The 13893-nt window shown below is 49.0% G+C and carries 12 protein-coding genes; 4 read left to right on the forward strand and 8 right to left on the reverse strand.

Going from position 1 to position 13893, the window contains the following annotated elements:
* Nucleotides 1–221: 221 nt before the first annotated feature.
* From ACE3K2_RS18995 to ACE3K2_RS19005, 3 genes are read left to right on the forward strand one after another with little or no spacing between them, the layout of a single operon-like run.
* The gene (locus ACE3K2_RS18995) at nt 222–716 is read left to right on the forward strand and encodes an Lrp/AsnC family transcriptional regulator (RefSeq protein WP_062837151.1); all 495 of its coding nucleotides are present in this window, start codon (nt 222–224) and stop codon (nt 714–716) included.
* A gap of 12 nt (nt 717–728) precedes the next feature.
* Nucleotides 729–1316 (forward strand): chromate transporter, encoded by a 588-nt coding sequence (locus tag ACE3K2_RS19000; RefSeq protein WP_421893573.1) that lies wholly within the window; start codon nt 729–731, stop codon nt 1314–1316.
* A gap of 2 nt (nt 1317–1318) precedes the next feature.
* Nucleotides 1319–1864 (forward strand): chromate transporter, encoded by a 546-nt coding sequence (locus tag ACE3K2_RS19005; RefSeq protein ID WP_339239185.1) that lies wholly within the window; start codon nt 1319–1321, stop codon nt 1862–1864.
* 161 nt (nt 1865–2025) lie between these two features.
* On the opposite strand, the gene ACE3K2_RS19010 is transcribed toward ACE3K2_RS19005, so the two are convergent.
* Complete coding sequence (locus ACE3K2_RS19010) at nt 2026–4401, reverse strand: Ig-like domain-containing protein (protein WP_421893577.1); 2376 nt, start codon at nt 4399–4401, stop codon at nt 2026–2028.
* A gap of 208 nt (nt 4402–4609) precedes the next feature.
* Here ACE3K2_RS19010 and ACE3K2_RS19015 point away from each other — a divergent pair, with 208 nt between their 5' ends.
* On the forward strand, nt 4610–5221 hold the full coding sequence (locus tag ACE3K2_RS19015) for a methyltransferase (protein WP_421893580.1): 612 nt from the start codon (nt 4610–4612) through the stop codon (nt 5219–5221).
* Between the two features lie 133 nt (nt 5222–5354).
* Here the strand turns inward: ACE3K2_RS19015 and ACE3K2_RS19020 are convergent, their stop codons facing one another.
* From ACE3K2_RS19020 to ACE3K2_RS19050, 7 genes are all read right to left on the reverse strand, one after another.
* Entirely contained in the window at nt 5355–6491 is a 1137-nt protein-coding gene (locus ACE3K2_RS19020; protein ID WP_421893583.1) for a glycosyl hydrolase, read from the reverse strand.
* Nucleotides 6492–6524: 33 nt separating this feature from the next.
* Nucleotides 6525–8513 carry a glycosyl hydrolase gene (locus ACE3K2_RS19025; RefSeq protein WP_421893585.1) on the reverse strand — a complete coding sequence of 663 codons (1989 nt, stop codon included), beginning with the start codon at nt 8511–8513 and terminating at the stop codon, nt 6525–6527.
* On the reverse strand, nt 8506–10497 hold the full coding sequence (locus ACE3K2_RS19030; RefSeq protein WP_421893588.1) for a hypothetical protein: 1992 nt from the start codon (nt 10495–10497) through the stop codon (nt 8506–8508). Before ACE3K2_RS19030 ends, ACE3K2_RS19025 begins: the two co-directional genes overlap by 8 nt.
* Before the next feature lie 230 nt (nt 10498–10727).
* Nucleotides 10728–11384, reverse strand: coding sequence for an SGNH/GDSL hydrolase family protein (locus tag ACE3K2_RS19035; protein ID WP_421893591.1), 657 nt, complete (start codon nt 11382–11384; stop codon nt 10728–10730).
* A gap of 302 nt (nt 11385–11686) precedes the next feature.
* On the reverse strand, nt 11687–12484 hold the full coding sequence (locus ACE3K2_RS19040; protein WP_421893700.1) for an NAD-dependent epimerase/dehydratase family protein: 798 nt from the start codon (nt 12482–12484) through the stop codon (nt 11687–11689).
* Nucleotides 12485–12592: 108 nt separating this feature from the next.
* A complete protein-coding gene (locus ACE3K2_RS19045; protein ID WP_062837141.1) occupies nt 12593–12922 on the reverse strand; it encodes an AzlD domain-containing protein in 330 nt (109 codons plus the stop codon).
* Nucleotides 12913–13617, reverse strand: coding sequence for an AzlC family ABC transporter permease (locus ACE3K2_RS19050; RefSeq protein WP_421893703.1), 705 nt, complete (start codon nt 13615–13617; stop codon nt 12913–12915). The genes ACE3K2_RS19045 and ACE3K2_RS19050 overlap by 10 nt, the downstream gene beginning before the upstream one ends.
* Between the last annotated feature and the right edge of the window lie 276 nt (nt 13618–13893).

Here is a 13893-nt window from a genome sequence, read left to right on the forward strand (position 1 = left end):
ATTCACCGGCTGCTCGCAATTGGACTGTGCGAGTGGCCTTTTTCTGATCGATTGGTCGAAATGACAAAATGAAGGCTCAAAATCGTTTAAATTCAATACTTACGATAAATAGATTGACTCCAGTTACGATTCGTCATTAAACTATGAATGCCACATACACATTGTATGTTCAGTAAAACTTCATTGTTCATTTCATATAGCGAGAGAAAAGGATGGTCAACATGTCAGAGAAACGCTCCTCCAAAGGAGGAGAAATTCCACAAATGTATAATCTCGACGAGATGGATCGCAAAATCATCGCCGCGCTTCACAAGAATAGCCGGATATCCTATACGGATCTGGGTACACAGATCGGGTTGTCGCGTGTAGCTGTTCAGGCGCGCATTAATGCGTTATCCGAAAAAGGCATCATCGAACGCTTCACCGTGGTGATCAACCCTGGCAAGGTTGGGCTTCAGGTCTCCGCCTTTTTCAATGTTGATGTCGAACCGCCCTTCCTGGATGAAGTCGCGGAGAAACTGGACGAAGAGCCAGCCGTCACCAGCCTTTATCATATGACCGGCCCGAGTACCCTGCACATGCATGGTATTTTTGCAGATATGGAAGAGATGGAGCAGTTCTTGCTGGAGAAGCTTTACAAGATGCCAGGCATCGTCAAAGTGGAATCACAGCTGTTGTTGAAACGTTATAAAAGCCGGATGGGCATGAGACTCTAGGAGGAAATCAGCATGGGTTGGAAAGATTACAACGGTCTCGTCATCGGAATGGTACGAACCGGAATTCTCGGATATGGCGGCGGCCCTTCGGTGATCCCGTTGATCCGTTATGAAGCCGTTACACGTTACAAATGGGTCAGTGATGAGGAGTTCGGTGAGATTTTGGCTATCGCCAACGCCCTGCCGGGTCCCATCGCGACCAAAATGGCCGCATATCTCGGTTATAAAACCAAAGGTGTAATGGGCGCGATTGTGTCCGTACTCGCTCATATTTTACCGACAAGCATTGCCATTATTGCTCTGCTCGGTTCCATGTACGCGCTGCGCGAGTCAAAAGTGGTTGCAGGCATGGTAGCCGCTGTTCGACCGGTTATTTTTGTCATGCTGGGCATGATGGCTTATGAATTTGCCATGAAAGCCTGGAAGGGGCTCGGCAAAGTTTTTGCCGCCCTATTCGGGGTGATTGCCTTTGTATCGTTACAGCTGCTGAACATCCATCCAGGGATTGTAATCGCGGTTTTCCTTGGATATGGTGTCTTCCATCTGGATCTGGTCCAGCGCTTCAAATCCAAAGGCAAGTCCGATAAGGGGGTGTCCTAAGGATGCTCCAGACATGGTGGGAATTATTTTGGGGATTTTTCGTAGCAAACATCTTGGGATATGGGGGCGGCCCGGCGTCCATTCCGCTAATGCAGGAAGAGATTGTTAACCATTACCATTGGATGACCACAGAGCAATTCGGGGATGTGTTGGCGATTGGTAACGCCCTTCCCGGCCCGATTGCAACCAAAATTGCTGCATTCGTCGGATATCATGTGGCGGGATGGTTTGGGGCATTTATCGCAACTTTTGCCACAATCGTGCCTTCCGCAACCGCATTGATTTTATTACTTCGTCTATTGAACAAACATCGCACGTCACCGAAAGTCAAAGGCATGACTCTACTCGTGCAGCCGGTTATCGCTGTACTCATGATTCTGCTCACATGGGAATTCGGACAGCTATCCACCGATTCCATCGGTATCTGGCAGACGTTAATCATTGCAGGCATCTCACTCTGGGTCATGACCAAGACCAAGCTGCATCCGGCCATTCTGATCGTGATCGCTTTTGCCTATGGTGCACTGGTGCTGTCTCACACAATGTAGTAGTAGAACATACAGGGAACGATCCCTGAATAAGACGTTTCAGATTCGTTAGGGCTTGAAGACCACACTCTAGTTTATAAACAAAAAACGGTGATACCGGCTATTCGCTGGTATCACCGTTTTTATTTGCGGGTTTCACGCTCACACATTTGGAAAAGCAATTACTTCGCTTCAACCACTACCGTGACTTTGGTTTTCATACCTGCAAATGTCACCGTAATCGTTGCTTTACCTTTACCATTCGCCTGGATAACGCCATCTTTCACCGATGCTGTTGCAATACGGGAAGATTTCCAGAGAGCCGGTTTGGATACATTGGCTTCACTGCCATCGGCATACGTTGCAGTTGCCGCCACAGTTACCTTTTCACCAGGTTTCATGGTCAACGTTACTTTATCCGTCTGCAAATATTTCAGTGTATCCACATCTACCGCAATTGTGACAGACTTGCTGCCGTATTTGGCTGTGATTTTGGCTTTACCTGAACCTGTAGCTTTGACTTTACCTTTGGTCACTTGAGCTACTTTGTAACTGTTCGTTTTCCACTCAGCTTTATCCGTAACATCACGCTCGCTACCATCGCTCAGGATCGCAGTTACCGTCAGATCAGCTGTATCGCCTGATTTCAGGGACAGAGCCGGTTCTGAAGCTTCAATACGTGAGATGACATCGACTTCAACTTGGATCGTCACTTTTTTGGAGCCGTATTCTGCTGTGATGTTGGCTTTACCACTGCTGTTACCCGTGATCACGCCTTTTTTCACATCTGCTACACGTGCGTTGCTGGATTTCCAGGTTGCTTCGGATGTAACATCCAGTGTGTTGCCGTCCTCATCCGTTCCTGTTAGAAGGATGTTCTGTGTTTCTTTGGCAGACAATACAACGAAGTTCACATCGGCTTCCAGACCACTAGCCATACCTACTTCAACAGGCATAGTCAGCGTTTTGCCTTCAATCTTCGCGGTAATGGTTACCTTACCTGTGGCAACACCTGTGATAACCCCTTTGCTATCTACCTCAGCGATTTTGTCGCTGCTGCTGCTCCAGGTTGCGTCTTCGGATACATCTTTGGATGTTTCACCATACAATGCCAGTACTTTGGCAGAAGTCGTTCCACCAACAGCTACGGATGCTTTTTTCTTATCCATTTCATACTTGTCCGGAACGTCAACATTTACTGTAAACTTAGCTGTTTTACCGCCATAAGTTACAGAGATCGTAGCCGTACCGGATTTGTATGCGATCAGATCGCCGTTGGATACATATACAACATCTGCATTGCTTGAAGTCCACGTTGCTTTGGATGTTACAACTTCTGTGCTTCCATCAATATATTCTGCATTGGCTACCAATGTTTTGGACTTGTTATCACCCGTAACACTCATGGCGATTTTGTCATTTACATCTTTGATATCCAAATATCTTGCCGTATCTACATCCACAGCAATTTCTACAGTTTTGCCACTATAGGTTGCCTTGATCGTTGTTGAACCTGCACTAATGGCTGTGATCTGTCCCTTAAATACCGTAGCAACCTTCTCGTTGCTCGATGTCCAAGTCGCTTGATCCGTTACATTCACATCACTGCTGTTTGGATAAGAAGCCGTTACAACGACATTAGCCGTTTTGGATGTCTCACTCAAACGGAAAAAGATGCTCTGTTTCTCCACACTCAGCTTGCTGGTCAGATCTACATCCACGTCAACGGATACGGACTTCGTACCGTATTTGGCTGTGATCTTGGCAGAACCGGCCGAGTAACCTGTAATTTCGCCTTTGAGAACGTCTGCGACCTTCTCATTGCTGGATGTCCACTCCGCCAGATCGGTTACATCTTTGGTTGTACCATCTGGATATGTGGCCGTCACTTTTACACTTTCACTTTTGTTCAACAACAGGTTAACCTGCTGTTTATCTACATCTACACGTTTAACCACTTCAACATTAACATCCACCGTCACGCTTTGGCTGCCAACTTTGGCTGTGATCACAGCTGTACCCGCGCTTTGTCCAGTTACTTTACCATTCACCACGGTAGCAACCTTCTCATCACTGGTAGACCATTCTGCGGTACTTGCTGCTGCATTATTTGTTTCATTATCACTATACGTTGCTGTCAAAATAATTTCTTTTGTATCTCCCGTGCGCAAATCCAGACTTTGCACGTTTTTCGAAAGGGCTTTGACCTTCTTCGTTACTTTCACTTGAACGGTCTGGGTCTGACCCTGGTACGCTGCTGTAATCGTAGCTGTACCTTCTTTTTTGGCTGTAATTGCACCATTATATACAGTTGCTATCGAAGTATCACTGGTACTCCAGGATGAGCTGATCGTTACGTTTGCCGACGTATTATCAGAGTATACCCCTGTTACCGTAACAGAACTGGAGTCACCAACTTCGAGCGACATTTCATTCTTGGAAACCACAATTTTGGACAGTTCTTTATCTGCCGCAGCGGCCAAGCCTACGTTGGATATACTCAGTATCAACACCAGCATCATCACCATGTACTTGGTCAATCTTGGCTTTAACATCATTTCCCCCCGATTATCATCATTTTTTTCCTTATGTTTTATGTCGGCAAGTCCTTTCCAGATGTTTAGACTTTCAGGAAATTTTCAGGGAATTCTATGGAAATTAATTCATCTCCTATTCCTGTTTCAACCGATCATACCTGCGAATATTACGCATAATCTATGTATAGTGACTGTCTTGGACTTCTTTTAACAGGATTGGGGGAAGCATATGCATCAGCCTTTTGATTACATCGGATATTGGGAGCAAACATATCGTTCAGGTGAAACTTCCGGGAGGGGTTCATACGGGGTATTGGCTGAATTCAAGGCCGAAGTTGTGAATGGACTGATTCAACGTGAAGGCATTCATCGTGTCATTGAGTTTGGATGTGGGGATGGCAACCAGTTACAATACATGAATTATGAGGACTACCTGGGCGTTGATGTCGCTCCTTCTTCGATAAAACGTTGTGCTTCCCAGTTTGCCAAAGATTCGTCCAAAAGCTTCATGCTGTATACACCAGGTCTATGGATTAACCGTGGTTTCCTGCAAGCCGATCTGACGGTCTGTCTGGATGTGTTATATCACATTACGGATGAAACCGATTTTCGCAATACCCTTTATGATGTCCTGCACTCTTCAACAGCATGGGTGGTGCTTTACACCCGTTTGCATGAAAACGGCAACCCGGGGATTGATACCATCCAGGACCGTAATCTGTTCGATTATCTCTTCGACTACCCTGATTTCAAAGTTCATGAGATTATTCCGCAGCGATACCCGGATCAGTCTTCTGCCGACTTTGTTATCCTGAGACGTACACCTTCCGTAGTGAGATGAATTCTATTCAATAAAACATAGTACACATCATTTGCCTGTCCGCGGCCTCCAATAGAAGGGATATCGTTTCTGATACTGGAGACAGCCGCACGCGGACAGGTGATGATGGTTTGTTAATGTTCTTATTTCCTCTTTAAAATAAACCCGCACGTCCACGCAGCTTCGCCAGCGCTTCCATATAGAAATAATCGCCGTATATAATCGGCACATTCAGCCCTCGCCCTTCCGGGTAATGCACCGTTCCCTGCATGATCAGACCTTCTTCCGCTGCCGAGTCGCCGGAGCTATAGTTCTCATGCAAGCCGCGGACGATACGCTCTCCCGCGGCGGCATAGGTTTCCCCGCGTGGCGACAGCTTCGCCAGCTCCAGCAACCCGCTCGCGGCAATCGCCGCAGCGGACGAGTCCCACGCCACCTGATGCTCCGCAGGTGCGCGGAAATCCCACACCGGCACGATCTCTTCGCCAAGCATGGCGAGGAAGAAATCGGCCGCACGCTCCGCTGTCTCCAGATATCGGGCTTCGCCCGTATGCCGGAAAGACAGCGCAAACCCGTGCAGCGCCCAGGCGGTACCCCGCGCCCAGGCGGAACCTGGAGCATGGCCCTGTCCGCCATGCTCTCGCAACTTCTGCCCCGTGTGTGGATCAAACTCCACCACGTGGCAGATGGACCCGTCAGCGCGGATGAATTCGCGCGCCACGGTGTCCGCATGTGCTTCCGCCAGCCAGCGGAAGCGCGGATCGCCGCTCTGCTCGGATGCCCAGTAGAGCAGCGGCAGGTTCATCATGCTGTCAATGATGGCTACGCCGCGCGTATCCATTGCTGACGAGCTGAAGTTCCAGGCGCGGATGAACTCACCGCGCACGTGGAACCGGGCAGCGAGCAGGTTGGCGGCAAGCATGCCGCGCCGCCGTCCATCCATGCTGCCCGTCTGGCGGTAGTTGGCTACGCCACTAAGCAGCCAGATGAACCCCAGATCGTGATCCACCGATTCGGGATCACGCAGACAACCTTCCAGTTGCCGCTCACAGCTTTCGGCAATGCGATGTAGCGGAGCGACCGCTTCACTTTCTGGCGCATCCCCATAGACCAGCCATAACAATCCAGGCCAGAAACCTGCTGTCCACCATTCCGGATCATTCCGATCATACGTCCCTTGCGGGGCAATGTGCGGAAATGTATCCTTGATCCGCTTTGCGTTCCGAATCGTTTTGGCAGCACCCTGTTGCCACGCTTCCTCGAGCCATTTTACCGATGTTGATGTGTTCATGAACATATCCCTCCTCGATTCAATACCAGACACCTATGTTTGATGCTCCAACTCAACCTGAACACCTTCATGTATAACCTCGCCCAATCGGATCGTAAAGGACAGACTATGTGCTCCGTTCACTTCAATCCGCGCTTCTTTCAGCAACCCATTACGGGAAGCCACGGCCTGCTCCTCCAGATGAATAATGGCACCCTGATCCAGCGCTGTAGATTCTACATATGCCCCGCGATACTCCGTTCGCACACGATGATCCGTGTGGGTAATCACCGCCTGTTCACGACCATCATGGAACATCAACGGAATGAGTGCACCTGCCGCCGCGATCTCACCTTCGAATTCATACGTTATGGTCAGCAAGTCTTCCTGCTGCACATAATGAGTACGCAATGTTTCAATTCCGGGCAATGGACCAACCCATGTCACGGCAAAAGAGTTCGCCACGATATTTTCACCATCTTCTGCGACTCTTTCCGCAACATGCTGCTCCACTTGATTCCGCATATCATGGCCCACTTTCTCATATACTATTGACCCTCCTCCCTGAGCAGGGTCTAAACCAACATCCCGATCATATGCGCCCCCCGATGGAATGCCCTCTGCAAGGCTATGCCATACTCCATCTGGTGTCTTCCAGGCAGGACAGTAACTGAGAGGAAGAACCACCCCTTCGGCAAATTCCGTGAATCCGGCCTGCACATGGCTGGCAGCAGACGGACCAATCAGACCAGGTAACCCGGTCTGCTGAATCCGTACCAAACCAGGAATCGTATACGGATCATTCATCGCCGTGTGTAATACCAGTTGCTGACCAGGTACGGATGCAATCACGGTTTCGAACCACCCATCGGTCTGCAACACTCGGCTGCCCAGTTCGGAAGGAAGGTAGACTTCGCCTACATCCTCTCCCGGATCACTGAGACAAGCATGGGCCAGCGCTGCTGCCGTCCACAGGTTGTAACAGGTATGGTTGGTATAGATTTCATACCCATGGCGATCTTCTGGCGCATATTCATTGCGCACAATTTTCAGACGACCATCATCCATTTTCCAGCGCTCTACAGCAGCAAAACATTGATTAGCCGCACGGACAAAAGCACCCGCCATTACCGAATCTCCCGCCTCCAGAGCCTGCGTTGCATGTGTAGAACATACATAAGCTGCGGCCGCTTCATTCCACTGGTGCTGGGAGCTGCGACCACGCGGTGGAATCTCACCTAGTGGCGAGAGCGTCAGTAGCGAGCTGAAGGCACCATAGCGCAGCTGCTCACGTAACCTATCGGCAGTGGCTCCCTCGTAACCCGCCTCAAGCATCACGCCCAGATGATAACGGGTGGCAATATCATAGGAAAATGGACAATTCGGACGGTCCAGCGGTCCATCCTGATACAAACCAAGTGCCGTAAATCGGGGCAGATGATAGGCTTCCAGATAACGATCCATCCACGCTGTATCTTCACCCGCCAGCTGTTCACGCCACCGCAGATATTCGCCAGAGATCATAATGGCGTTCCAGTTAATCATGCGATTGGGATTGTTCATGTTGCTCATCGTAAATACATAATCTTGTTCAGGATCGATCGTTTTGAGTGCCTCAGCCCAGATCTTTGCTTGTTCAGGCAGATGTGACTTCAACAACATATAAGCTCTCATCATAAGTACTGGAAAAAAATCAGGGTGATTGTCAGGTGCACTACGTTTGACCACGGCATCAATGCTCTGTGATAGGGCTGCCGCTGCGGATTGGAGCAGATCCGTACGCCCCGCCTCAACCAGAACCGCCGCAGCCATCGCATAGGCTGGTGTAGAATAATATCGCTCCACACCCGAGAACGGATCAATAATTGCACCCTGGCTGTCCTGATATGGCGTGTAAGCGCGAACAACACTTTCAACAAGTGCCAACTTGCGCTCCCTATTCCAGCCGTCTGCCGGAGGGGGGCCCGCTTGTTCTGCCAATGTGCGGTAATGTTCCAGTTCGTCTTTCCATGGATACGTGGACGCGGATGTATATTTACTCACGCATGCTCACCTCGAATTCTCCCATTTTCGGTTCAATGATGAAGCGTACCTCACATACCGTTTCAAGCGCATTAGGGCGTTCTATCCGAACATCCATCGCATCAAGCACACCTGTCCATGAGAGTGAGGTTCGATAGAATGTGACTGGAACATTGTTATGATCAACTGTGTCTATTGCCTCCGTAAAGACTTGCCAGTGATTCGCATCATACGTCATATGAACCGTTCCATGTACACCTTGCCAACAAAGGTTGCCACTCTTCACCACTTCAGGCTGCACTTTGCTCATCCATCGCTCCACAATGCTTGAATATCCTACATCTGAATCCCCCTCCGAAGAGAATGGTTCAGCCAAAGACACCATCCTGCTCTTCCATTGAAAACGGTCAATGAGACGCAATTCCGCTCTATTCCTGTTATCGCCAGAAGCCATCTTCCAATGAAATTGGCGCGTATAACAAGCCAGTGAAGCAGCCCCAGGGTATGCGGATGTCAGATCCAACGTTGTATTCAGCTCACCGCCATCCTCTGCCAGCTTTGCCTCTAATACATGAGCTTGTGCTTGCAAGCCTGAGCTTTGCTCCTGACCTTCAATGAGCGGAACGTTATGCCCGGATGACGAGATGTGGAACAACTGCTCTCTGCCAGGCGCAAAATACGCTTGGGTATACAACCCCGCTCCTGGATCACACAGAATATTCTCACCACCGCAATGGATAATGAACTGCCCGAGATCATTATGGTTGTGAGGTTCATCGTTATGCCCGCCTTTGACGGAAATCGCCACCTGAAGAGGATCGCCGTTTGTACATTTTGTATCCGGAGTATCGAGTGATCCTTTTGCAATCATCCAGCCCAGATTTTGAAAAATAAATCCCCGTTCAGCCTGCTTAAAGGCTCCTTCATCACCGTACACTGCCGGATCGCTCCACATCACGTTCCGCAACAGATGGGCCCAGCGATGACAGGGATCATCGGTGAACAGTGGAATATGAAACGGCAGATCCACCTGCAACCCGAAACGGGATGCGAGCAGGGAGAGTAATCCAGAAGGAATCTCTTCCTGCTCGGCACTGTCCGAATAATTCACATATGTGCCACCCGACAGATGAACTCTCAGCGGGAAGGCTGCGATGGCTGCTATTTTGGAATCCGTCAGCAGATTTGATTCACCGTCACTATACTCACGAAGCATCTCGGCATAATAGGTGTAATAACCAAAGCCATATACCCAATAGCCAATACCTTCGGCACAGCCGCCATCCTCGCCATATCCGCTCAAGAATGCGTTCATACAGCTTACCGTATGGGAGATCGATTCCCGTAGTGTGGACTCATCCTTGAGCAGCAACAATGCGGCCATACCACAGCACCCACCACAGACCGCCGACCAGTTGTGATCCGCCGTCTGCCAGTGGAACTTCTGCTGATCTCGGTAAAGCGGGGTGAAGATTCGCCGCTCTGCTTCGAACCTGACCCGTTCTATGACAAGGCGGTCCAGTCGCTCGGCGTGAATGGTCACAATCTCGGCAAGCATATGTACCGTCTCTGCGGCGAACAGATCGATGTTTCCAGCCACTTGGTCGACCTCGCCCGTACCCAGATGTGCGGGCAAACACCACGTATACTCACCACACACGTCCCATAACATTTCTTCCAACGCTTGCAGTGCATCCGAATTAGTCGTGTCCAAAGCGAGCATCGCCACAGCAGCAAGTCTGCCCCTTCGATCAAAATAAGCCTGCTCATAGGCTTTCCGCTCCCCCGTATCGCCGAACTGGCGATATAGACGGAACGGTAAGGTAGGCAAGGGTTCGTTCAAGGCGCGTTCACCATATGCCTTCAAGTCTGTGTATAATGTAGCCAATTCAGGCTGGAACAACTTCTCTAAGAGTCTGTCGGCACTTAGATAGCTGACTGCGTTACACTCATTTCCACGTTGGTTTATGTTTTCATTTTCGACCTCGTGAATGGAATCTTCCACTGGATTCACCACTCTTGGTTAATGGATTGTCATACTCATATTACAATGTAATCGATTTCATATTACCGGATATGATAGCACTTTTGAAGGATTATCCATTAGAACCCTTTCCACAACGTTACGCCCTTCTCCTTCCCAACCCAAAAAAACGAAGAACCTTCGTCAGGTCCTCCGTTGCATTCTGCCTGTCACCACAGGCTTTTTATGGCTACCTCATATGTCCGCTGTTGTTACACAATTGCAAGCGGAGAATTCTGTACAACAGACAACCACTGACGTGCAATTAGCTCATGACCTGCTGCGGTTGGATGTACGCCATCCCATAACCAGTACGCTGCGTCCGCCTTCTCCAGAGCGTCATTAAACGTCTGCTGCAATGGCACCCACACCGCTCCGAATTCTTCAGCAAGACCTTGGGCCAATTTCTGATATTGACCGATATACTCTTCCCAAGCTTCCCATTTCTCCGCCGTCGCTCCGGTATTCAAGATAAACGGCTCCATCAAAACCAGCCCCGTATCCGGCATTACTTCCCGTGTTTCTTCAAGCAAATGGCGATACGCTCGTCCGAAACGATCCGTTACCCCGCTAGGTTCACCATTCATCGTGCGCCAGGCATCATTAACCCCAATCAGGATGCTGATCAGGTCCGGTTTCAGACTAATGGTATCCTCGTTCCAGCGTGCGTACAGATCGGATGCCCGATCCCCGCTGATGCCCCTGTTATAGAATGTTTTATGTTTGCCCGCCAGTTCCATACCCAGTTTGCTGGAGATCAGATACGCATATCCGTGTCCGAGAAAATGATTCGGATCATCATTGCGTGATCTTCCCCCATCTGTAATCGAGTCTCCCTGAAACAATATAACGGATGGACTTGTACTCATGATTGAAATCGTTCCTTCCTCTTGTGCAAAATGGAAACACTGAACACCTCAGTCTCCATTTTATCCCTTTCGGTCACAATAGAAAATAGCGTTTTCATCACTGTATAAGTTGAACTACTATATTTACACTGACACTACGATGACAGAACAACCTTCCAATCGCTGTTATCCCCAGATTTTTTTGATTCCCTTTTTCTGAAGGGAAAAATCCGAGGATAAAGGCGAACGCTTCGCTTTTTCAGGTTTTTTCTGCCCTCTCCGTTATCGTGTAGATGATTAATTCATCTTATATAGATACCCATCTATGAAGATTCCGGTTCTTTCTCCACATGGCCTCCGCCCTGAAAGGCTGTCTCATCCTGTTTATCGGGTACGCCCCTAAGTTTTGCTTCTTCCCACAACTCCGCTGCATCATCCTGTGGAATGTATCCAATCTTCTCCGCCAAGTAGCCAATATCATAGTAATTGTCTGTATTCGCTGAAGTGCCATACAGATTCAGATACTTCATATCCGAATCCGCCTCAATACAACACTCGGCGAGCTGGACCATGTCTCTTGGCGAGATCCAGATGTGGGCCGAGCGCTCCGAGTGCGGGTATGTATCACCTGAGAAGTTTCCGATCCGAATGTTGAATGAGGACAGGTCATATTTGTCGACGTAATAACGTCCCAGCAGTTCGATATAACATTTGCTGAGTCCATAGAAGCTGTCTGGTCGGTATGGATCATCCACTTCAATATCCTTACCTGTAGGATAGAACCCAGTCGCATGGTTGGAACTTGCGAAGATCACCCGTTGAACACCGTTCAACCGTGCCGCTTCATACACATGGTAGGCTCCGGTTACGTTGATAGGCAGAACTTTGCCCAGAAAATCTTCCTCATCCTTGGCCCATGCGATGTGCAGAACAGTATGAACCCCCTGCATCAGTTCTTTCAGGCGTTCCCGATCCGTCACGTCCATAGCTACAATGCCAGCTTCCTTATCCTCACGCAGATCCGCTGCAACGATGTCATACGTACCCTTGGCTCTCAGCCCCTCCAGCAGACTGCGACCAATGACTCCGGCAGCTCCTGTAATTAACAGCTTACGCTTCAGTTCACTCATGAATCCAGCTCCCTTCGCTCAGATAGGTTATCTGTCCTTATAAAACAGTATTAACCGATCAGGCGAAGGAATTACCGGATATTACAATACAACCTGCAACTATCCGATCCAATATCGCAAAATCATCATAGCCACAATACCAACCAATACGGTTCCAAGCAGACTGCGTGTCCAAATGGCGACTGCGATCGTAGGCAGGGATGCCCACAGCGCTGCATTGTGCGTAATCGGCACCAACTGGTTGTCCGACATGAACAGTTCCTGACCAATCAGTGCTGCCATGACCGCTACGGGTACATACTCCAGCCAGCGTAACAACCACATTGGAATCTGTATCTTGCTGAACAGCATCAGTGGCAGTACACGCGGGATAAATGTTAACAGTGCCGAACCCATAATAATCCAGAATACATCCCATCTTACTTCCATCGTTCCATGAACACTCCCATCGTTGCCGCAATGACCGCAGCCACAATGACACTCATGCTGCCAAGTGAAGCCATGCTGGCGAAGATTACACAGACAACGGCGATAATAGCCACATTAATGTGTATTTTTTTGTTTTTACGATGCACCAACTGGAGTACAACCAGTCCAATAAACATCGCAGGCAGGGCATAATCCAGACCCAGCCGTTCCGGGTTGGTAATCCATCGTCCAAAGTACGCTCCCGCCATATTAGCCACGAACCAGTTCAAGTAAGCCGTGATATTCAGACCGTGCATCCACCGTTCACTGAGTCTTTCTCTGCCAATCGCACGTGTCATCGCTACGCCAAAAGACTCATCCGTAAGCAATGAACCAAGCCACATATTTTTAAGCGGGGTCAGATGCCGAAAATACGGCGATACAGCTGCGCTGAGCAGCAAATGACGAAGATTCACAAAAAATATGGTGAACATGATCGCTACTGCTGATCCATTGGATGCGAGCATGCCTGCTGCAATGAACTGAGCCGATCCTGCATATAAAATCAGGCTGAGCAGAGCCGTTTCCGCCAGACTCAGACCGGCGGTCATTTCAATGACACCCGCTGCAAAACCAATACTCAAATAACCAAGCAGGGTTGGAACACAATCTTTGACCCCCTGCATGAATGTAGCCTGATCCTGGACCTCTTCCATGTCCTCCTGTCCAGATATCTGTAGTGTACTTTGATCCAACTGCGGTACAACCCCTCTCCAATTTCTGTCTCCATAAACCGATATATATGGATGTAGAGCCATTCAGGTCCATTCCTCATGAAAACAACTTCATTTTATATTCCACATGAACAGGTACATGCCTTATGGATTTCGCAATTTGCAAAATTCACTTCACATTAACTCAGAAATATACCACAAGATGTGCACTAATGGAGAGACAGATTATTTTTTATAGAACAGATGTAATCCTAAATA

Origin of the sequence: Paenibacillus sp., assembly GCF_048976745.1 — a bacterium.
In the GTDB taxonomy this organism is placed as follows: Bacteria; Bacillota; Bacilli; order Paenibacillales; family Paenibacillaceae; genus Paenibacillus.